At 32.0% G+C, this 22,870-nt stretch carries 19 protein-coding genes; 9 read left to right on the plus strand and 10 right to left on the minus strand.

Annotated elements, in window-relative coordinates; all coding sequences use genetic code 11:
- The 3 genes from MUN68_RS13985 to mraZ are packed head-to-tail and all read right to left on the minus strand — an operon-like array spanning position 1 to position 1,665.
- Complete coding sequence (locus tag MUN68_RS13985; RefSeq protein ID WP_249993908.1) at positions 1 to 318, minus strand: FtsL-like putative cell division protein; 318 nt, start codon at positions 316 to 318, stop codon at positions 1 to 3.
- Positions 315 to 1,211, minus strand: a complete 897-nt coding sequence (rsmH, locus tag MUN68_RS13990; protein WP_249993966.1) for a 16S rRNA (cytosine(1402)-N(4))-methyltransferase RsmH — start codon at positions 1,209 to 1,211, stop codon at positions 315 to 317. The genes MUN68_RS13985 and rsmH overlap by 4 nt, the downstream gene beginning before the upstream one ends.
- Positions 1,198 to 1,665: a division/cell wall cluster transcriptional repressor MraZ gene (mraZ, locus tag MUN68_RS13995; RefSeq protein WP_249993906.1), complete on the minus strand. Its 468-nt coding sequence runs from the start codon at positions 1,663 to 1,665 to the stop codon at positions 1,198 to 1,200. The genes rsmH and mraZ overlap by 14 nt, the downstream gene beginning before the upstream one ends.
- A gap of 294 nt (positions 1,666 to 1,959) precedes the next feature.
- Here mraZ and MUN68_RS14000 point away from each other — a divergent pair, with 294 nt between their 5' ends.
- The gene (locus MUN68_RS14000) at positions 1,960 to 2,724 is read left to right on the plus strand and encodes an alpha/beta fold hydrolase (RefSeq protein ID WP_249993903.1); all 765 of its coding nucleotides are present in this window, start codon (positions 1,960 to 1,962) and stop codon (positions 2,722 to 2,724) included.
- Positions 2,725 to 2,753: 29 nt separating this feature from the next.
- The gene (gene yihA / locus MUN68_RS14005; RefSeq protein WP_249993901.1) at positions 2,754 to 3,362 is read left to right on the plus strand and encodes a ribosome biogenesis GTP-binding protein YihA/YsxC; all 609 of its coding nucleotides are present in this window, start codon (positions 2,754 to 2,756) and stop codon (positions 3,360 to 3,362) included.
- Between the two features lie 7 nt (positions 3,363 to 3,369).
- Here yihA and MUN68_RS14010 read toward each other — a convergent pair whose 3' ends face one another.
- Complete coding sequence (locus MUN68_RS14010) at positions 3,370 to 4,464, minus strand: ABC transporter permease (protein WP_249993899.1); 1,095 nt, start codon at positions 4,462 to 4,464, stop codon at positions 3,370 to 3,372.
- A 1-nt stretch (position 4,465) separates the two neighbouring features.
- On the minus strand, positions 4,466 to 6,649 hold the full coding sequence (locus tag MUN68_RS14015; RefSeq protein ID WP_249993964.1) for a carboxy terminal-processing peptidase: 2,184 nt from the start codon (positions 6,647 to 6,649) through the stop codon (positions 4,466 to 4,468).
- A 215-nt stretch (positions 6,650 to 6,864) separates the two neighbouring features.
- Between MUN68_RS14015 and surE the strand changes: the two genes are divergently transcribed.
- The 5 genes from surE (at position 6,865) to MUN68_RS14040 (ending at position 11,763) form a co-directional block, all read left to right on the plus strand.
- The gene (surE, locus tag MUN68_RS14020) at positions 6,865 to 7,638 is read left to right on the plus strand and encodes a 5'/3'-nucleotidase SurE (RefSeq protein ID WP_249993897.1); all 774 of its coding nucleotides are present in this window, start codon (positions 6,865 to 6,867) and stop codon (positions 7,636 to 7,638) included.
- Positions 7,631 to 7,915: a hypothetical protein gene (locus MUN68_RS14025; RefSeq protein ID WP_249993896.1), complete on the plus strand. Its 285-nt coding sequence runs from the start codon at positions 7,631 to 7,633 to the stop codon at positions 7,913 to 7,915. Before surE ends, MUN68_RS14025 begins: the two co-directional genes overlap by 8 nt.
- A gap of 77 nt (positions 7,916 to 7,992) precedes the next feature.
- Positions 7,993 to 9,102 (plus strand): lipid-A-disaccharide synthase, encoded by a 1,110-nt coding sequence (gene lpxB / locus MUN68_RS14030; protein ID WP_249993894.1) that lies wholly within the window; start codon positions 7,993 to 7,995, stop codon positions 9,100 to 9,102.
- A 75-nt stretch (positions 9,103 to 9,177) separates the two neighbouring features.
- A complete protein-coding gene (locus tag MUN68_RS14035) occupies positions 9,178 to 9,690 on the plus strand; it encodes a C40 family peptidase (protein ID WP_249993892.1) in 513 nt (170 codons plus the stop codon).
- Positions 9,691 to 9,864: 174 nt separating this feature from the next.
- Complete coding sequence (locus MUN68_RS14040; RefSeq protein WP_249993891.1) at positions 9,865 to 11,763, plus strand: ComEC/Rec2 family competence protein; 1,899 nt, start codon at positions 9,865 to 9,867, stop codon at positions 11,761 to 11,763.
- A gap of 6 nt (positions 11,764 to 11,769) precedes the next feature.
- On the opposite strand, the gene MUN68_RS14045 is transcribed toward MUN68_RS14040, so the two are convergent.
- From MUN68_RS14045 to MUN68_RS14055, 3 genes are all read right to left on the minus strand, one after another.
- Positions 11,770 to 12,324, minus strand: a complete 555-nt coding sequence (locus MUN68_RS14045; protein WP_249993890.1) for a thioredoxin family protein — start codon at positions 12,322 to 12,324, stop codon at positions 11,770 to 11,772.
- Positions 12,325 to 12,410: 86 nt separating this feature from the next.
- Positions 12,411 to 14,531 (minus strand): peptide MFS transporter, encoded by a 2,121-nt coding sequence (locus MUN68_RS14050; protein WP_249993889.1) that lies wholly within the window; start codon positions 14,529 to 14,531, stop codon positions 12,411 to 12,413.
- 66 nt (positions 14,532 to 14,597) lie between these two features.
- Complete coding sequence (locus MUN68_RS14055; RefSeq protein WP_249993888.1) at positions 14,598 to 16,577, minus strand: peptide MFS transporter; 1,980 nt, start codon at positions 16,575 to 16,577, stop codon at positions 14,598 to 14,600.
- Positions 16,578 to 16,774: 197 nt separating this feature from the next.
- Between MUN68_RS14055 and MUN68_RS14060 the strand changes: the two genes are divergently transcribed.
- Positions 16,775 to 18,082, plus strand: a complete 1,308-nt coding sequence (locus MUN68_RS14060; RefSeq protein WP_249993887.1) for a hydroxymethylglutaryl-CoA reductase, degradative — start codon at positions 16,775 to 16,777, stop codon at positions 18,080 to 18,082.
- Complete coding sequence (locus MUN68_RS14065; protein ID WP_249993886.1) at positions 18,082 to 19,026, plus strand: GYDIA family GHMP kinase; 945 nt, start codon at positions 18,082 to 18,084, stop codon at positions 19,024 to 19,026. The genes MUN68_RS14060 and MUN68_RS14065 overlap by 1 nt, the downstream gene beginning before the upstream one ends.
- A 49-nt stretch (positions 19,027 to 19,075) precedes the next feature.
- Here the strand turns inward: MUN68_RS14065 and MUN68_RS14070 are convergent, their stop codons facing one another.
- A complete protein-coding gene (locus MUN68_RS14070; protein WP_249993884.1) occupies positions 19,076 to 21,229 on the minus strand; it encodes a peptidylprolyl isomerase in 2,154 nt (717 codons plus the stop codon).
- A 208-nt stretch (positions 21,230 to 21,437) separates the two neighbouring features.
- Entirely contained in the window at positions 21,438 to 22,727 is a 1,290-nt protein-coding gene (locus MUN68_RS14075; protein ID WP_249993882.1) for a hemolysin family protein, read from the minus strand.
- Between the last annotated feature and the right edge of the window lie 143 nt (positions 22,728 to 22,870).

Raw genomic sequence — 22,870 nt, forward strand, 5'->3', positions numbered from 1 at the left:
TCAATCTTGTGATTTTACTTTTATTTTTTTTGGCGGAATCTCTGATATTACGATTCCTTTATCTGCTACTTTTTTAATTATTGATGATTCCATTTTGAGTCTCATCAATTTTGATCTGCCATCTACAAATGCAGACCTCAACTCTTTTACTTCATTTTTAAGTCGTGCTATCTCATAAACTTTTTGATCTGCACTATGCGAACTAGCAATCATAATAATCGCTAAAAACGAAATGAAAATGATGATTCTCCAATTTTTAAAGGAGTCATCACTCACTAAAAACTTACCTCTTAAAATGCTGTAAATATTTTTTTTCATAATTTTTCAGCAATACGAAGCTTTGCGCTTCTAGCTCTATTATTTATAGCTACTTCTTCGTTGGCTGGAACAATTAGATTACCCACTTTTTTTAAAGGCACTTCAAAATTCCCAAAGACATCACGCTCAGGCTCACCTTCAAACATGCCATTTCTTATAAAACGTTTTACCAATCTATCTTCTAACGAATGGTACGAGATCAAGCTTAATCGCCCACCTTTAACTAAAACTTCTGGTGTTTGCATCAAAAACTCTTTTAAAGCCTCTATCTCCTGGTTCACCTCTATTCTAATAGCTTGATAAATTTGAGCCAATACTTTATTTTCTTTTTTATGATTTAAAAACCGCTTCAAAACCGTTTTTAATTGTTGACTCGTTTTTATTTCGTCATTTTTTCTTTCTTCAACAATAGCTTTTGCCATTGCTGGCGCTTGTCTTAATTCACCATACAGAAACAAGACTTGTCTTATTTGCTCCTCATCATAATCATTAACCACATGATAGGCCGAAACCGCATCATCTTGATTCATTCTCATATCCAAGTCAGCTTCAAAGCGTGTAGAAAATCCACGTCCAGCAACATCAAACTGATGAGATGAGACCCCAAAATCGGCTAAGACTCCGTCTACTTCTTTTGCACCATAGAATCGCAAAAACCGCCTAACATATCTAAAATTCTCATTGATCAATGTGAATCGATCATCATCAATCGTATTTAAAAGAGCATCTTTATCCTGATCGAAAGCAAATAGTTTTCCACTAGGACCTAATCGCTTTAAAATTTCTTTACTGTGACCACCACCACCAAACGTCACGTCGACATATATTCCATCTGGCTTTATATCCAAACCATCAACGGTCTCTTTAAGTAAAACTGGATTATGATATTCCATCTTCATCATCTTGTCCCATAACTTCTTCTGCTAAATCAGCAAAATCACCTGTGGCATCATCAATAGCTTTTTCATACTTATCCTTATCCCAAATTTCAATAATATTAATTGCTGAAGACACTACAACTTCTTTAGTAATACCAGAAAAAACAACTAAATCTTTCGGAATCAATAATCGACCAGCTGCATCAACTTCTACCATTTTCAAGCCAGCTGTAAATCGACGAATGAAATCATTATTCTTTTTTTTAAAACGATTTAACTTATTCACTTTCTGCATCAAAACCTCCCACTCACTCATTGGATAAAGCTCTAAACAAGGCTGAAAAACAGCGCGCTTCAAAACAAAACCGTTTTGCAAAACTGGAAGCAACTGCTTTTTTATTGCAGCCGGAAGCATAAGCCTTCCTTTGGCATCCACTTTACATTCATAAGTTCCAATTAATGGGTTCAAACTGATTGATTTAACGCTACTAGCGATTAAGAGTCAAATATATCGAAAAATATCCCACAATTTACCACTATACTCCACTTTTGTTGATAAATTTTCAATCGATCATGATTTTCGACCGATTTCAAAGCCCTTATTAAGTATTAAGATTTTAAAAATCAGAGCTCTAATGAAAAAAAATCAATCCCAAAATCATTGTTAACATCTCATTAGCATTAGATTAATTACAATTAAAAATTATAGAAATGTTTTAATTGAAATACCTATATTTGTTTTTGATCAAATGACCTATAATTAATGGCGTATCGTTTAAAGAAGGAAAAAGAATTCAGTTATATTGAAGTTGGTGAAGGCACACCAATTATAGTATTACATGGACTAATGGGTGGATTAAGCAACTTTGATGCAGTAACTACTTTTTTCAGTGAAAAAGGCTATAAAGTTCTGATACCAGAGCTGCCTATATATTCGATGTCGCTGATAAAGACTAATGTGAAAAATTTCGCAAAATACCTTTATGATTTTATAGAGTTCAAAGGTTTTGATGAAGTTATCTTGTTAGGAAATTCTCTCGGAGGACATATTGGTCTCTATCATACAAAATTATATCCAACTAAAGTTAAAGGACTAATAATTACTGGAAGTTCTGGTTTATATGAAAGCGCAATGGGTGGAGGTTACACAAAACGAGGTGACTATGAAGTGATTAAGAAAAAAGCACAAGAAGTTTTTTATGATCCAGAAGTTGCAACTAAAGACATCGTTGATGAAGTTTACGAAACGGTTAACGACAGGAATAAACTCATAAAAACACTTGCTATAGCAAAAAGCGCAATAAGACACAATATGGCTAAAGATTTGCCGAAAATGGCTTTGCCAGTTTGTATAATTTGGGGCAAAAATGACACTGTCACTCCTCCAGAAGTAGCAAATGAATTCAATCAACTTTTACCAAATTCTGATTTATTTTGGATTGACAAATGTGGACACGCAGCAATGATGGAGCATCCAAAACAATTCAACGATATACTTTATTCTTGGTTTAAAGAACGTAATTTCTAACACTATCGCTTTCACGAAAAACCTATTTTATGCTTATTAAAACTGCTGAATTCGTAATAAGTAATTCTGATGTAGATAAATGTCCTAAAGATATGCTACCAGAATATGCCTTTATAGGCAGAAGTAATGTAGGAAAGTCTTCATTAATCAATATGTTGACGAATCATAAAAACCTTGCAAAGACTTCAGGACGACCAGGAAAAACACAACTTATAAATCACTTCCTAATTAATAAAAATTGGTTTCTAGTTGACTTACCCGGTTATGGGTATGCGAAAGTTTCAAAAACAGCAAAACGGAAATTTCAGAAGTTTATTACGAATTATTTTGAGAAGCGAAAACAATTAGTTTCAGCTTTTGTTTTAGTTGACATTAGACATGAACCTCAAAAAATTGATTTAGAATTTATGGAATATTTAGGCATTAGTGAAATTCCGTTTTCAATTATTTTCACCAAAGCTGATAAGTTAAAACCAAAAGCAATTGAAAGAAATGTTGAATATTATTGTCAAGAACTCCTAAAGACATGGGAAGAATTACCTCCACATTTTGTAAGTTCATCTTCCAAAGCTATTGGACGTGACGAAGTGCTTCAGTTTATAGGAAACACAAATCTACAGATTAACACAATGCGTTAGTCCCTTTTTAAGTTTTCACATCTAAAGCATCTCTAAGTGCATTTCCTATTAACATAAAGGCCATTACCAAAATCATAATACAAAAACCAGGTATTAACGCTAAATAAGGTTTGCCCAAAATAATATAATTATAATGATCCTTTATCATTGCTCCCCAACTTGACATTGGTGGCTGAGCTCCTATCCCCAAAAAACTAAGCCCACTTTCTATAAGTATTGCTGCGGCAAAATTAGCAGCAGATATTACTATAATTGGAGCCATTATATTTGGCAAAATATGCTTAGTAATAATTCTAAAATCATTAAACCCTAAAGCTTTAGCTGCTGTAACATATTGCATTTCCTTAGCACTAATAATTTGTCCTCTTACAACTCTAGCCACTTCAACCCACATTGTTAATCCAACAGCAATAAACACTTGCCAAAACCCTTTCCCTAAAGCTAAAGTAATTGCAATAACCAAAAGTAATGTAGGAATTGACCAAGTAACATTTATGAACCACATTATTAAGGTATCAATTTTACCTCCATAGTAGCCTGCTATACTTCCCATGATTATGCCAATTACTAAAGAAATAAAAACGGCAATAAAACCAATAAAAAAAGAAATTCTTGAACCAACCAAAACTCTACTTAAAAGATCTCTTCCATATTTATCAGTTCCAAAAACGAAGGTCTTTTCTTTAATAAAAGCCGTATAGTCATTGCTAGGAAAACGACTAATACTAATTGACTTATCAACACCAATCAAGCCATCTGAAGCATATTCTGTGTAAACTAATTCTTGCTTTTCAATTTTGTAGTTTGTTATTGGAATCTCTGTATCGGTCTTAAGCTTTCCATAAAAAAATTGTGATAAAAAACTTTGTTCGATATCTAATTCTGAGGGAAAACACAGAAGCGTCACTTTAAACCCTGGAGATTTTGAATGAATAGACAAATGCATTTGATTTGCATTTTGTGAATTATCTGGTGCAATAACATAAGCAAATACAGAAACGAGACCAATACTTACAATAAGCCAAAAACTTAAAACGCCCCAAAAGTTTTTTTTAAACTTTTGAAGCGCTAATTGTGTTAATGAGCCACTATTATTACTCATATTAATTTTTTACAGAAGTCGCAACTTTTGTTTTAATTCCGTAAGTCATTTTTAAATCGTTTAAAACATTAAGAGCTTCTTCGATATAAACATCTTTACTTAAGCTTGTGTGCCAACGTTCACGCTTTTCTTTTAAAACAGAATCTTGTTCCATTAATTTCAACTCTTGAGATAGCGATTCAAAAGTAAGACTCGTTTGATATTTTGAAAGATCTTCAAATCGTTTAGCTTCTTTTTCACTAACTTCTAATGAGGCTTTGTAGTCGTTATAGTTTAAAGGAAACAAATCCTTATCTCTAATCTTTTTAACCCATTGTGCATTTTGATCAATTAACTTTAACTGTTCATTATCAGACATGCGTTTTTTGCTTTTTGCAATAGTAGCATCATAATCAAAATAACTATCCCAAACCTCATAATCTGCAGGTTCAATTTGACTCCAAGGCAAAGGATTTTCTTCGTTCTTTTCTCCAATATCAATATAACTATATCGATTTGGAATCACAACATCACTTTTAACACCTTCTAATTGATTAGATCCTCCATTAATTCTATAGAATTTTTGAATGGTCAATTTTAAAGCACCAACATCACCACTTGTATTATTTTTAACCATTCGGTTAAGATCTACAACAGTTTGCACTGTTCCTTTTCCAAAAGTTTGATCACTACCAATTATGATTGCTCTTTTATAATCTTGCATTGCAGCAGCCATAATTTCTGAAGCTGAAGCTGAAAATTCATTAACTAAAATCACTAACGGTCCATCCCAAACTATAGAGCGATCTCGATCCATCAACACTTCTTTAGGCTCACCTGATGTTTTAACTTGTACCACTGGACCTTCTTTAATGAAGAATCCTGCCATATCTACAACTGTTTGTAAAGATCCACCACCATTATTTCTTAGGTCAAGAACAAGACCTTCCATTCCTTCAGCTTTTAATCTTTCAATTTCAATTTTCACATCTGAAGCCGCATTACGATTATTCACATCATTAAAATCGACATAAAATCTAGGTAAATCAATGATACCATACTTTTTTCCGTCTTTGATAACTGTTGAAGATTTAGCATAAGTTTCACCCATTTCTACAACGTCTCTTGTTATCGTAATATCTTGAATTGTTCCATCTACTTTTTTCACTGTAAGTATTACATCTGTCCCTTTAGGCCCTTTAATAAACTTAACAGCATCACTCGTTCGCATACCGACAACATTTAGTGCTTCCTCTTCGTCTTCTTGCCTCACTTTTAAGATTTGGTCTCCAGCTTCAAGTTCCTTCTGCCTCCAAGCTGGTCCACCAGCAATGACTTCCATAATAGTAATAACATCCATCTTTTTTTGAAGCCTCGCACCTATCCCTTCAAATTTCCCAGATATATCAGCATCAAAACGCTCTCTATCTTCTGGCTCATAATATGCCGTATGAGGATCGTATTCACGAACAATTACATTTAAATAAACAGACAATAAATCTTCTCTTTGTCTGTCTTCCATGTATTCATATAATTCATTTAATGCTTTTAATGTAAGTCCACGTGCTTCTTCTTCTAATTCTGTAAGTGATTTCTCAACTGGAACAGACTTTTTAGAATTATCTATTTCCTTTTTGCCTTCAGAATCTGAGTCGTTAGTACGTTTCAGACCTCTTTCCTGTTGCGCGATTAAATCATCGTAATTAGCTATAGTTGAAAACTTAAGTTGATGCCTCCATCTTTCTATTAATTCATCCTTAGAATTGACATACTCTAACTCTTCATACTTTGTCGAAAAATCTTCATTACGCGAAAAATCAAAAGGATTCTTTAAAACATCTTTATAAATTTCTTTAGACTCTGCTAGTCTTTGCACATAACGACTATAAGCCAAATCAAAGAACGTCAAATCATATGCCTTTAGCTGTTCATCTAAATCTGTTTTGTATTTTTCAAATTCACTAATATCAGACGCATGAAAATAGCGTTTTAATGGATCTAGTTGTTCTAGAAACTCATCAAAAATTTCTTGTGAAAAATCGTCATTAATATCTAGAGGATTAAAGTGTGTTTGATCAAGTAAATAAGTGACTAGTTCAATCACTAACTGATCTTTATCTGGTCCTTCAAATTTTTTAGATGTAAAACTGCATGAAGCAAAAGCCAACAGTAACACCAAAAGCAATAATTTATAATTCCTTTGCATAATATTTCTCATAGTTCATTTTTTATGTAACAGAACATATTTAAGCTTATTAATTAACCTATTTTATGTAATGACATAGAATTCATAATTTCTACTAAAGTAAAAGAAAAAACCATGCCAATAAAATCAAGTGCTAATAATTTTTTGTTAAACCTTTATTTATAGGATTTCCAAGCCTGTTTATGTACTTTTGCAAGTGTCAAAAAAACAGACAAATGTCGAAAAAACCACTTATTCTAGTAACCAACGATGATGGTATCACAGCTCCTGGTATTAGAACGCTAATTGAAGTCATGACTACAATTGGAGATGTAGTTGTTGTTGCTCCAGATAGTCCTCAAAGCGGAATGGGTCATGCTATTACTATAAATTCTACGTTACATGTTGAAAAAGTAATTATAGACAAGGGCTTACAGGAAGAGTATAGTTGTTCTGGTACTCCAGCAGATTGTGTAAAGCTTGGTGTAAAACAGCTATTAGACAGACGACCTGATTTATGTGTGTCTGGAATTAATCATGGATCAAACTCATCAATAAACGTTATTTATTCAGGCACAATGAGTGCTGCCATTGAAGCTGGAGTAGAAGGAATTCCTGCAATTGGGTTTTCGTTATGTGATTATAATTGGAGTGCGAATTTTGATGCTTGTAAGACCTATATAAAATCTATAGCTAAAAACGTACTTGATCATGGTCTAGACAGTGGAACTGTTCTCAATGTGAATTTCCCTAATCTAGATAAAAACGACATTAAAGGTATAAAAATATGTCGTCAAGCAAAAGCCAATTGGGAAGAAGAGTTTGACAAACGTACTAATCCACAAGGTAGAGATTATTATTGGTTAACAGGTAAATTTGTAAACTTAGACCATGGAGAAGACACAGATGAATGGGCTTTAGCTAATGGCTATGTTTCTGTTGTTCCAATTCAATTTGACTTAACAGCTCATCAAAGCATTCAACAACTAAACACTTGGAGATTTGACTAATAAAGAAGTACTCATTGGAATAATAATAGGCTTAATTGCCAGCGCAGTAGGAGTTATATTATCGCTATTATTTTTTGGCACAGGAGAATCTATAAGTGATTCTTTAAGTATCGCAATAGCTCAAAGCGTTTTTACTAAACTAGTAAGTATTGGTGCACTTTTAAATTTAGGTGCTTTCTTTTTGTTTGTAAATACTGACAAAGAATTAAGAGCTAAAGGTGTTCTTATTGCTACAATAATTGTAGCTTTAATAACCATTATTATTAGATTTACATAAATGATAGCCGATAATTGGCAATAATCAATAACTCTAAAATAATATATTCAACTACTTATTTGAGGAATTTTAAATAAATGAAATATTATATCATTGCTGGCGAAGCCTCTGGAGACTTACATGGTTCCAATCTGATGAAAGCATTACAAAATCATGATGTAAATGCCGAATTTAGATTTTGGGGAGGCGATCTTATGCAAGCAGTTGGTGGCAATTTAGTAACACACTATAAGGATCGTTCTTTTATGGGTTTTGCAGAAGTGGTTTTTAATCTTCGTAAAATTTTAGGCTTGATTAGTTTCTGTAAAAACGACATTGAATGCTACCAACCTGATGTAATTATTTTCATAGATAATTCTGGATTTAATCTTCGTATTGCTAAATGGGCAAAAGAAAAAAATTATAAAACACATTATTATATCTCACCTCAAGTATGGGCATCTCGAGCTGGTCGTGTTGAAAAAATAAAGCGTGATGTTGATGCCATGTATGTCATCCTTCCTTTTGAAAAGGAATTTTACGCCAAATATAATTATGATGTGTATTTTGTTGGACATCCATTAATTGATGCCATATCAGACAGGCAGCAGGTTGATGAAAAAACGTTTAGAAATGAATACAATCTTAGTGACAAACCTATAATAGCACTTTTACCTGGAAGCAGGAAACAAGAAATCACAAAAATGCTTGGTGTCATGTTGAGTTTAGTCAATGATTTTAAAGGCTATCAATTTGTAATCGCTGGAGCACCTAGTCAAGAGTTTAGTTTTTATAACTCATATATTAAGCAAGACAATGTGGCTTTTATTTCAAATAAAACCTACGATTTATTAAGTGTATCTCATGCTGCTCTGGTTACTTCTGGAACAGCAACTTTAGAAGCTGCATTATTTAAAGTACCTCAAGTGGTTTGTTATAAAGCGAATAGTATTTCGTATCAAATAGCAAAACGAATTATTACATTAAAATTCATTTCTCTGGTTAATTTAATAATGGATCGTGAAGTTGTTACTGAATTAATTCAAGGTGATTTAAACAAAAAACGACTTAAAAAAGAACTTGTAAAGATTCTTAATGACGACGAACGAATTCGACTGTTTATTGATTACTACGATTTAGAAAAGAAATTAGGTGGAAAAGGCGCAAGTGATACTACAGCAAAACTTATTTTTGACAGTTGTAAATAACATTGTTGAAAAGACAAAAACCAACTCTTAACTTAATTCAATCTATTATCTATTTTTGATAATCAAATTTAGTTTATGAAAAAAATCACCCTACTTCTTATTGTATGCCTTAGTTTTGGTAGTTGTAATTCTTCCAAAGGCATAAAAACTAAAAAGTCAAAAACCACTAAAGTTAGTAAACACACTTCTATTTCTAGACCTTCAAAAACTATTGAACGTATTATTAATTATGCTCAAACTTTTGAAGGCACACGATATAAATATGGTGGCACCACTAAACGAGGTATGGATTGTTCAGGCCTTGTTGTAGTAGCTTTTGAAAAAGAAAACATCAAATTACCGAGAACTACTGGAGACCTCAAAAACACTGGAGAATGGATCGATGTTAAAAATGTGAAAGAAGGTGATTTGTTATTTTTTGCTACAAAAAAGAATAATCGAAATGTCAATCATGTTGGTATTGTCACCAAAAGCAGACCTGGTTTTGTTGAATTTATACATTCTACGTCTAGTAAAGGCGTAATTACTTCAAATTTATCTGAACGCTATTGGTATCAGGCTTATGTACAAGCAAGACGAATGATGTAGATAATTTTCTATATATAGATTATTTACTATATTTAGAGTGTGAAATCTCTTAATTTTATAATCATCAAGTTAACGTTCTGTTTAGTAACAGGCATTCTATTTTCGTATTATTTTACCCTAACATTATGTCATTGGCTTTGTGTTACAATAGGGTTACTTATTGTTTTATTTATAATGCTTCATTTTTCAGGTCGAACACTAAAAAAAGCAATTTGGTTTGGAGTTGTTGCATATCTGGTAATGTTTAGTTTAGGTATATTATCATATAATTCTCATCAACACAAAAACTATCCTAGTCACTATATCAATATTAAAAACATTGAAGCATTCATCTCAAATGAAATAACTTTAAGAATAAAAGAACGACTTAAACCAACGCGATATCACAATAAATACGTTGTAGAATTATTAAAAGTAAATCAGATAAATACACAAGGAAACGTACTATTAAATATTGAAAAAAATGATAAATCAAAATTATATGACGTTGATGAAGTCTTATTAATTCGCACAGCATTTCAAGAAATAAAAAATCCGCTAAATCCAAATCAATTCAATTACAAAGCCTATTTAGAAAAACAATACATCTATCATCAACTATTTACAGAACAGCAACTCGTATTTCAAATATCTTCAACAAGAGAAACTATTTTAGGTTATGCTGATGATTTAAGACAAACTATAAATACAAAATTAAAGGGTTTCAATTTTAAACCAGAAGAATTAGCCATTATAAACGCACTCATTCTAGGTCAAAGACAAGACATGAATCGGGATATGTATACGGATTATGCTAATGCTGGAGCAATCCATATACTAGCCGTTTCAGGATTACATGTTGGCATCATACTAATGATGCTAAATTTTATATTAAGACCTTTAGAAAATTTAAAACGAGGTAGCACCATAAAAGTTATAATCATACTTATTTTATTGTGGAGTTTTGCCGTAGTTGCAGGATTATCGGCTTCGGTAACTAGAGCAGTAACTATGTTTAGTATTGTTGCTATAGCCATGCATTTGAAACGTCGAACGAACATTTACAACACGTTATCTATTTCTATATTTATACTGCTTTTAGTAAAACCAATGTTTTTATTTGATGTTGGTTTTCAAATGAGTTATTTAGCTGTGTTTGCAATAGTTTCAATTCAACCACTATTGCAAAAACTATGGATGCCTAAATGGAAAGTTACAAATTACTTCTGGCAGATATTCACAGTGACAATCGCTGCTCAATTAGGAGTAGCACCAATTAGTTTATTTTACTTTCATCAATTCCCAGGATTGTTTTTCATTTCAAATCTAGCCATTATCCCCTTTTTAGGTTTGATCTTAGGTTTTGGTATTTTAGTGATTCTATTATCACTTTTAAATGTACTTCCTGAAGCCATTGCAAATCTCTACGGAAGCCTTATTAGCTCAATGAATTATATAGTAACATGGGTTTCTAAACAAGAATCATTTCTAATAAAAGACATTTCTTTTGAATTTACTCACGTTATTTCAACTTATCTCTTTTTGTTTGCTTTGATTTTAGTGTATAAAAAATTTCGATTTAAACAAATCACATTTCTATTAGTGTCTATATTGATATTACAAAGTGTTTCAATCTATACAAAAAGCAAAAATAGCGCTGAAGCTTTTATTATATTCCATAAAACCAGATATAGTGTCATCGGAAAAAAGCAAAATACAAGTTTAAAAGTATGGCATAATTTAGACAGTAGTGCTGTAAAAACCGAAAAAATGTTAAGCAGCTACAACGTTGGAAGCTTTATAAAGTCTATCACATATGATTCTTTACACAATGTATATAAAACGCCACATAAGACACTTTTAGTCATTGATAGTGTTGGTATTTACCAAGTACGTTTTAAACCAGATATTATTCTCTTAAGGAATTCGCCAAGAATAAATTTAAAACGGATGATTGATTCTTTACAACCACAACTTATAATTGCAGATGGCAGTAATTATAAATCCTATGTTAAACGTTGGAAAGCAACTTGTTTAAAAGAAAAACTCCTTTTTCATCAAACAAATGAAAAGGGAGCATTTATTATTAAGTAATTCAAATTATTGCTGAAACTCAGGTTTAAATGCCTCATAGTAGGCATTAAAATCTTCCTGTGTGGTCATTGACTTAAAGTCATCACCAAGAAATAATTTCAAGTATAATTCAATTTGTTGTGGTTTTTGATAGCCTCTAATTGGAGATATCACTTTAGCATCAACATCAAAGAATACGATAGTTGGATAAGCACTAACTTTTAAATAACGAGTTAATTCATGCGCGCTATTTCTTCTGTTAGCTAATTCAGCTTTATAATTAGGATTACTAAATGTTTTATCATCGTAATCTATTGTAGAGTCACCTTCAGCATCAAACTTAACTGCATAATAATTTTTATTTACAAACTCCACAACGTCTTTATTATGGAATGTGTTTTTGTCTAACATTTTACATGGACCACACCAACTTGTGTAAACATCCATCATGATTTTCTTAGGATTTTTCTTTTGAAGTTCTAAGGCTTCTTCAAAAGTTACCCAATTAATTTCTGCTACTTGAGCAAAACCACTAACCGAAGTTAATAAAGCTAAAACGAATAAGTAAGTTATTTTTTTCATATCTGATTTGTTGCAATTTCTGTTCCGAACTTACAAAAAATGCTCCAAAAGAGGAGCATTTTGCGTTTATTTTAACGATTTATTCGTTATTTGACACCATGCATCAATTTTTTGAGTACAGGATTAAGTGTAAATACTAATAGTCCAGCAACAAATGGCACTATTGTAAATATTAAAAAGAATGTAGATAAACTATATTCTTTAGTAATATTTTCTATTTGCCCACCTAATACTGCTGCTAATTTATTTCCAATTGCAATAGCTAGGTACCACATACCAAACATTAGAGCAATCATACGTGCTGGCACCAATTTACTTACATAAGACAAGCCTACAGGTGACAAACAAAGCTCTCCAAGTGTGTGAAATAAATAAGCTAATATTAACCAAACCATACTTACTTTAACACCATCAACAATACCCATTGATCCAAAAGCCAACAAACCAAAGCCTATTGCCATAACAACTAGGCCAATTGCATATTTAGTTGCTGCTGAAGGGTTGTACTTACTTTCCCACCATTTTGAAAAGAATGAAGCAAAAACAATAATAAAAAATGAATTCAAAATACTAAACCAAGATACAGTGATTTCAACTTCATTATCTCTTACTTTGGTTACTGTAGCATTAACAAAACCATTATCTTTGTTTATTGATTCAGAATGACTTAATAACCTCTGTTTCACTTCTTCAGAGGAGATAAAAGAAAACTCTGTTAATTCTTTATTTTTATTTATAATTAGTTTTTTATCGCCTACTTTATAATCAGCAAAAGGTTCTCCAACAGTTATGGTTTTAGAAACTATTTTTTGAGAAGAATTTGCATTCATACCATGAGTAACAGGAGTATATTTAAACTGTAATTCTCCTTGTTCATTCTTTTTTTGAATGCCCTTTTCATCTAAATCTGGTTGCTCTACAGCATTATAACTTACATCATAAGCCGTTGTATTAAAATCTCTATTTAGCATCCATCCAACAATTGCCCACATTGCAACAAAACAGATCACTAAAACAATATTAGAGCCTGGAATTTTACTATATGTTTTTTTCCATAAAACATAAAGGACGTATGAAATAATTATAAGAGGAACTACTGTCAACAATGTATTCACTATATTAAAAATAGTAGCAGAAGATCCACTTAACAAGCGATCTACATTATCTCTCGCAAAAATCACTAATGATGATGCGCCTTGTTCAAACGACAACCAAAAGAATACAGTAAAAAAGGCAAATATGATAAATGCAAACATTCTGTGTCTAACTACTTTTGTGTAACGCAATATTCGACCAATTGCTAAAAACACAAACAAAGCCAAAGCAACTAATACAGCTACATATTGCCCTTCAAAATCACCAATTTGTAATGCAGAAAAAATATCTATTCCTGCAATTTTAGACATTGGATCATTAATAGCATAACCTAAACCAAGTACTGATGATAGCACTATTAATATTTTATCTAATGATGTAAATGGATTTGGCTTTTCTTCAACTTCAGTTTCATCGACAACAATACTTTCTTCATTGATGTTTTGAGGCAACTCAACCTCGTGTACTTTTGAAGGTTTAGCACCTATCTTTCCAAAAAGACTTCCTGCTAACCAAAATTGAATTGTACCTAAAAGCATAAAAATTCCAGCAAGACCAAAACCATAAGCCCATCCAACTTTTTCAGCTAAATAACCACAAAGCATCATTCCAAAAAATGCACCAGCATTAACACCCATATAATAAATGGTATAAGCACCATCCTTTTTTTCTGGATTCTTTTTATACATTTCTGAAATCATAGAGGTCATTGTTGGCTTAAAAAACCCTGTTCCTATAACTAATAAAACTAATCCAAGATATAAAGAGAATTCTGTTTCTAATGCCATAGATGCATGACCTAAAGTCATAATTAAAGACCCAATGATTACTGCCCACCTATAACCTGTATATTTATCAGCAATCCAACCTCCAATAATCGGTGTTATATAAAGAAGCATAGCATAAGTACCAAAAAGAGCTCCTGCATTTTCAACTGACCATTCCCAACCTGGATTGTATCCTATTGCAGCCATGGTTAAGAAATTCACCAAAAGAACACGCATCCCATAAAATGAAAAACGCTCCCACATTTCAGTAAAAAACAAAACGAACAAACCTGCTGGATGTCCAATGACTTTGTCTTTAAATAGATTTTCGATATCAGTATTCATAAAAGAAAGTTTAGTTATAAGAAGAAAACCCTCAAAAAAGAGGGTTTATATATTGTTATGTAATTATTAATTATCTGCTAATTCAAATCCTTCTGCTTCATCATTATGCATTTCAACTTCATTATCTTCAGCTCCATGTGTTAAACGTTTTAAAGGTTTTAACAATACGATAACCAATAAACCGAAGATTACAGTAAAAATAGTTATTCCTGCAAATGTTTTAAATTCTTGTTTTGTCTGCTGTTCTTCTAATACAAAAGAAACTTCATAGTTTTTACCATCACCTATATTTTTTCTATTTAATAATTTTTCTTCATTCTTTTGAAATGTTAATTCCGTATGAAAAGGGATTGCTTTAGAAACTTTATTTTCAGTTAAATATGATTTCAGATTTGCTGTAAAATCATTTTTATCGTCTTTTGTAATATTAAATAAATGATTAATATTTTCTTTAGTAACCACTTCTTCAAAAACAATATTATTGTTTTCTAAATAAACATCTGCTTTAATTTTAAATTCTTGATCTCTTGATATTGGAAAATCAAATGCTTTAAATTCTTTTCCTATATCATCAGTAAGAGTTAAGGTGTCTTTAGTAACAAATACATTAATATCACTTTTACTTGCAATCATTTTTGCCTCGTAAGGCTTTAATTGAGCATATTCACCTATGATTCCCGCAACTTTTCCTCCAAGTCCAGTAGCTGCAAAATATAATCCCATCATTAACGATGCATATTTAACAGGTGCCAATTTAGTAACAAATGATAAAGACACAGGTGAAGAGCACAACTCTCCAATAGTATGAAATAGATATGCTAAAACTAACCATTGCATTCCTGAATGACCTTCAATACTATATTCTCTAACAGCAAAAACCATAAACACAAAGCCTAAGCCCATGATAATTGTTCCTGTAGCCATTTTAAATAATGAAGACGCTTCTTTATTTTTAAGCTTACGTTTTGCCCAAATATTAGCAATCCAAACTGCTAATAATATAATAAATCCAGCATTTAAACCTTGAAACATAGGCGTTGGGATTAAATACCCTAACAACATTCTATTTGTTTTCTGTTCTGTGTAAATACTCATTAAGCCACCAGCTTGTTCAAATGCTCCCCAAAAAACAATGACTAATAAAAAAGATAAAAGCACTACTAAAAATCGATCTTTTTCAATTTGTGTTTCCAAACTTTTAAATATCATCATCAATAATCCTACTACAAATGACAAAAAGATAAATAACGCACCATAGCCCCAATGATCAACACCTTCAAAAGTAAATCCTGCATATAAAGAAAATGCTAATAAAATTACAAAAATCACTAATTGCAAAGGTGATTTAAAGATGTTTGAAAACAACTTAACCATTGAAACATCATTTTTCGTTTCTTCAACTGTCGGTTTATTACCAACATGCTTGATATATTTTTGTCCCCAAACATAGACAAAAAGTCCTAATAACATTGCAATTCCTGCCATACCAAAACCTGCGTGCCAACCCCATTTTGCTACAATCATTCCTACAAATGTAGTTGCTAACAATGACCCTAAATTAATTCCAATATAAAAAATACTGAAGCCTTTATCTCTTCTGATATCTCCTTTTTTATACAATCCTCCAACCATTGTTGAAATGTTAGGTTTTAAACAACCAACACCCAAAATAATTAAGCCTAAACCTGTAAAGAAAGCCCAATCAGCTTCTATTGCTAATGTACCATGACCTAAACACAAGATAATTGCTCCAAGCATGACTGCTTTTTTTTGTCCTAGATATTTATCTGCTAAAATTCCTCCAGGAATAGAAACCACATATACCAACATAACATACCAACCATATAACTGCAATGCTTCAATTTTTGACCAACCTAAACCTGGACCATCTTTATGGCCTGCCTTTGCAATCATATAAATTACAAGTAATGCACGCATTCCATAATATGAAAAGCGTTCCCACATTTCAGTAAAAAACAGAACATAAAGTCCTATTGGATGTCCCCAAAGTTCTTTTTGGTGAGGTTTTAGTGTTGTTGTTGACATAAAAATTAGTGTTAGTTAGTTTTTTCACTGTTCTTAATGAAGCATCAAGAATCGTGCTATTTTTTGATAAAAATATGTCAAGTTTACTAAAAATTAAGCAAAAAACACCAACTATTAACAGTTAAATATGCAATTATCATAACAGTAAAGAAAATTACACACAAGAATAGTATCTTTGTATCCTTAAATTCAAGTTAATGCATAAAACTATTACTGGTTTTTCTAAATTGTCGAAATCTGATAAAATCGATTGGATAGTAGATACTTATTTTCCAAATAACAATAGTGCCAAAATCATACTCAAACAATATTGGAACAGTGACAATAAACTCCAGCAGTTACATGATGAATTTATAGAAAACACAATAACCAACTACTATCTTCCTTTTGGCGTTGCTCCAAATTTTTTAATTAATGGTAAAACTTATACCATACCAATGACGATTGAAGAAAGTTCGGTTGTGGCTGCTGCAAGTAAAGCTGCAAAATTTTGGTTTGATCGTGGTGGATTTAAAACGGAAGTGATTTCAACTACAAAAATTGGACAAGTTCATTTTACATATGATGGAAACACCGAAGAATTAACGTCCTTTTTTAAAGGAATGAAATCTAAATTTTTTGAAGACACGACTTCTATCACTAAAAGCATGAATAATCGTGGTGGTGGTATTCTTGATATTGAACTTAAAAACCAAACAGAAAAGCTCAATAATTATTATCAATTACATGCCACTTTTGAAACCATGGATGCCATGGGAGCAAATTTCATAAATAGTTGCTTAGAACAATTCGCAATAACTCTTAAATCTGAAGCAAAAACAACTTTGAAAGGCAATTTAAATGTCGTAATGAGTATTTTATCTAACTACGTTCCAAACTGTTTAGTTAGGGCTGAAGTGAATTGTAAAATTGAGGATTTAACTGAAAATCCAAATGTATCTCCAGAGGCTTTCGCTGAAAAATTCATACAAGCTGTAAGAATAGCAGAAATTGAACCTTATCGAGCTGTAACTCATAACAAAGGCATTATGAATGGTATAGATGCTGTGGTTTTAGCAACTGGAAACGATTTTAGAGCAGTTGAGGCAGGAGTACATGCCTACGCGTCCAGAAATGGGTCATACTCAAGTTTAACTCATGCTGAAGTAAAAGATGGTACGTTCAAATTTTGGATGGAAATCCCTTTAGCTCTCGGAACTGTTGGTGGTTTAACAAGTTTGCATCCTTTGGTGAAATTAGCTTTAGAAATGCTTGGCAAACCTTCAGCAAAAGAACTCATGCAAATTGTTGCTGTTGCAGGATTAGCACAAAATTTTGCAGCATTACGTTCACTGACAACTACTGGAATTCAAGAAGGACACATGAAAATGCACCTTATGAATATTTTAAACCAATTTGAAGCCACTACAGAAGAAAAAGACAAACTTGTGTCACATTTTAAAACACATACTGTAACCCATAGCTCTGTTGTGGAAGCAATTACTAATTTAAGAGCCAACCACTAGTGAAACATTTTTACAGTCATGGAAAATTGCTTCTAACTGGAGAATATGTCGTTCTTGATGGTGCTTTGTCATTAGCTATTCCAACAAAATTAGGACAAAATCTAAAGGTGGAAGACAACACTTTTGGTGAATTACATTGGATCAGTATTGATGAAAACGGACAGGTTTGGTTTGAAGACACATTTAAAATTCAAACTAATGGGACCCTGAAACAATTGCAGAATGGCAATTCTATTTCTAATCGGTTACTTCAAGTATTAAACACTGCCAAAAAACTTAATCCTGATTTTTTAGCTGATGAAAAAGGGTATAAAGTTACGACACAACTTGAATTTCCAAAAATTTGGGGTTTAGGTACATCTTCAACGTTAATCAATAATATTTCAAATTGGGCAAATATCAACCCTTACACCTTACTTGACTTATCTTTTAGTGGTAGTGGTTATGATATTGCTTGTGCAGAAGCTAACGAGCCTATTACTTACAAGATTAACCAAGATGCAATCTTGAATCAAGTTCAGGATGACAACAAAAGAGAAATTAAAACAGTTGATTTTAATCCTTCATTTAAAAACGACTTATATTTTGTTCATTTGAATCAAAAGCAAAATAGCAGAGAAGGTATTGCTCAATACCGAGCAAATACATCAGGTTTAAGCGATGATATTAAAAACATCAATCAAATTACTCGAGATATGATTGATTGTGATTTGTTAGAAGACTTTCAAAAACTAATTGATCGTCATGAACAAATCATTTCTAATATCATAAAACAAAAACCCGTTAAAAAACGTTTATTTAAAGACTTTAACGGCAGCATAAAAAGTCTTGGTGCTTGGGGAGGCGATTTTGTTTTAGCGGCATCTAAAGATGATCCTAAGACTTATTTTAAAGGCAAGGGATTTTCAACTATTATTGCGTTCAACGATATGATTTTAAAATAAAAAAAGCTTCACATAACGTGAAGCTTTTTTTATATTTCAATTACAAACTCTAGAAAAATCTAGCTCTGTTATCATCTATATCTGCAGTTTCTTTTAAAGCTTCATATACTTTAGTTTGAGCAGCATTCGTTCTTGCTGTACTTAAACGATTAGCAATAGCTTGGTAGTTGTCTAAAGAAGTCGCTTCGTTAATTTTAGTAACTTCTACTACATATACACCTTTATTTCCTACGATAGGCTTAGACACTCCTCCTTCTTCTAATCCGAAAGCAGCACCAACTACTTTAGGCTCTGCTCCAGCTCCTGATAAAGTTGGATTTTTCATATTAACAGCAGACGCATTACTTGAAGCTCTACCTTGATTTTTAGCAATATCAGCAACTGTAGTTCCTGTAATTCCATCTAAAATCATAGCCGCCTTTTTCTCATTTCTTATTTCAGAAAGAACTGTTGCGGAAGCACTTTCTGCATCCATTAGTCCTTTTTTAGTTGCTTTTACAACTTGAACTACAGCATAACCTCCACTAGGTATAGAGAAACGTTTGTAGTCTCCTACTTTCGTTCCATCTTCAAAAGCCCAACGAACAATTGTTCTTTGACTTCCTAAACCAGGAATATTTTCATCAAGAACTTTAATTCCGTTTACTGGCTTAGCTGTAAAATTACGTTCTTTAGCCGCATCATCATAAGATTCCTTTTGCAATGCCAATTCAAATTTAGACGCTTCAGTAAATGTTGCATCAATCGTTTTTTCAGAAGGTTCAATTTCACGAGCTATCGTTGCAACTTTTATTGCTCTAGATTTATTTTTTTGATCTAATATTTCAATAATATGGAATCCAAACACGGTTTGAACCACACCAATATCACCTATTTGGTTTTGGAATTCAAAATCACTAAAAGGCTTAACCATTTGCGTAATTGGGTGAAAGTCATATTCACCACCATTAGCAACACTTCCTTGATCTGAAGAAAATTCAGTTACTAATTCTGGAAACTTAGAAGGATTAACCGTTACAACCGTTTTAATACTATCTGCTAATGATCTTGCTTCATCAAGAGTAGCTGTTACTGTTGGCTGAGCACTTTGAGCACCAGCGTAAGGAACTAAAATGTGTCTTACTTTTACTGAATCTGGCAATTGAGTTTCTGCAACAACTTTAGACAACTTATAGAATCCAGCATCTTTGTAAGGACCGTAAATTCCACCAACATTGGTATTATAGATTGTATCAGCAGCTACTGAAGGCAATTGAGACTTACTTAAAAACGCATCATTATAAGTAATATCAGAATTAGAATTTACAAAACTTTCAATGTCTTTTGTGTTTCTAAGTCCAATTATAGTTTCATTAGCATTAGTTGCTTCATTAAAAAGAACTTTATCATCTAATAACTTTAATAATTCAGTTTTAAGATTCTCTTCATCTTCAACACTAGCAACTTCCTTAAACTCTACAAAGCTAATATCTCTAGTAGCATCAACTTCATATTTATCTTTATGCTGACCAATATATTTTGTGATGTCTGCTTTAGAAACATCCACTAAACTATCTGCGATAGATGTAAAAGGTACTTGAACGTAATTTAAATCTCTAGTAGCATTTTCTAACATATAATCAACTTCAGCTTCACCTAAAGTAGCATTAACTCCTGCTTTAACCATCGCGAAATATGCTCTTTCTTGAGCACCTAAGGCAATATTATTTTCAGTACTTACCCATTGTTGATAGTTAATTTGAAAAGTACTTAACGGAGCACTTTGCCCATTAAGTGTTTTCAAGTTATTTACAAATTCTGTCAGTTTGTTTTCATCAAAAACACCTGCTTCATTTTGAAACTCTGGATAGCTAGAAAAACTTTGCTTTAATAAATCTTTCATTTGATCTTGCTCAACACTTAAACCAAGGTTTTCAAATTGAGAAGCCATAATAGCTTTTCTCACTTCTTGATCGTAAACTCTAGACATCGCTTGAGTTGAAGTAGAATTTGGACCTAACTGACTTTGCATTTGTTCAACTCTATTCATAAAGTCAGTTCTGTTAATGTTTGTACCATTTACGGTAGCAACTACATCTTGAGAACCTCCAAATAGAGCATCACTGTTTCTAAACAAATCGGTAAGTACAAATGAGAACAATGCTAGTGCAATGATTAGAATCAAAAACAAAGAACGTTGTCTAATTTTATTTAAAACTGCCATTTTATGTATATTTTATCGAATAATAAGTGGGCGAAAATACCATTTTCTATTAAATAATAAAAGGAGAATTATGTTTTTATTGCTTAAATAGTAAGGTATATTCAAGTCTTTAGTTAAGTATCAGATTTTATCGGTTAAATACCGAAGAAATGTAATGCTGAGTTTAAGCACTATTCGTATGAATTGAACTACTTAAATTAAGGAAGAATTAATCCTCTTCTATAATATGCAACTCTACGACATCGATCTTGGTAGAAGACACTTCTAAAATCTTAAATTTAAAAACACCTATAGTGACCACGTCACCTTCTTGAGGAATTTCTTCAGCTTCGTTTACAATTAATCCTCCAAGGGTTTCGTAATTTTCACCTTCCGGAAGGTTTAATTTATAGGTTTCATTGACATAATCAACTTCCAAACGTGCTGAAAACCTGTAATGATCTTCATCAATTTTTTCTTCTGTTAATTCAACACTATCATGTTCATCTTCAATTTCACCAAAAAGTTCTTCAACGATATCTTCAACAGTCATAATACCTGCAGTTCCACCATATTCATCAATAACTACAGCTATACTTTTCCTTTTTTTAGTTAAAATATTAAGCACATCTTTTACTAACATAGTTGCAGGAACGAAGACTACAGGTAAGGTAATCGCTTTTACTGTTTTAGGTTTTTTAAAAAGCTCAAACGAATGCACGTATCCTAAAATGTCATCAATAGAATCTTGATACACTAATATTTTTGACAATCCACTATCAATAAACATTGTGCTAATATTTTTCACAGATTCTTTAACGTCTACAGCAATAATTTCTGTTCGAGGCACCATAACCTCGCGAGCCTTTACGCCTGAAAACTCTAAGGCGTTCTGAAAAATTTGAATCTCACTATCGACCTCATCATGCGCTTCAATAGATTGCATTTGTTCGCTAATATAATTCCCTAATTCAACTTTAGTTAAAGCTAATTCTACATCATCGCCATCTGTTTTAAAAAATGTTTTCAAAACCTTATCTGATATCCATATTATAAATGAAGAAATAAACCAAAATAGCAAATAAAATAAATAAGCAGGAAATGCAAATATTTTCAAGAATGAATTCGCATAAATCTGAAAAAACACTTTTGGTAAGAATTCTGCAGAAATCAATATGACTACAGTAGATATAATAGTTTGGGTTAACAGACTTAAATCGTTAAGTAAATAATTAATAACCTGATAATCTGTTGGGAGTTTAGATTGAAACCATTCTACCAAAACATCTCCCATTAAAAAACCATAAATCACTAATGCTATATTATTACCAATCAGCATCGTAGCGATAAACTTGGAAGGTTTAGCTGTTAAAAGGGTTAAAATTTTAGCAAGAAAATCGTCTTGCTTTTTTTCAATTTCAATATGAATTTTATTAGAGGACACATAAGCAATCTCCATACCTGAAAAGAAGGCAGAGAGCAATAACATTACAACAATGATAAGAATGCTTAAGTCCATACTTATTTATTGTTCTTATCGTCAATTCTTTTATTAAACCGTTTTTTAAAAAAATACATGAACAGAGCTAATGCAGCAAAGAAAAAAGAAATGTAAGATCTACTGGTACCATCATTCCATTTATCAAATCCATCATAAATAAA

It is taken from the genome of Psychroserpens ponticola, assembly GCF_023556315.2.
GTDB lineage: Bacteria > Bacteroidota > Bacteroidia > Flavobacteriales > Flavobacteriaceae > Psychroserpens > Psychroserpens ponticola.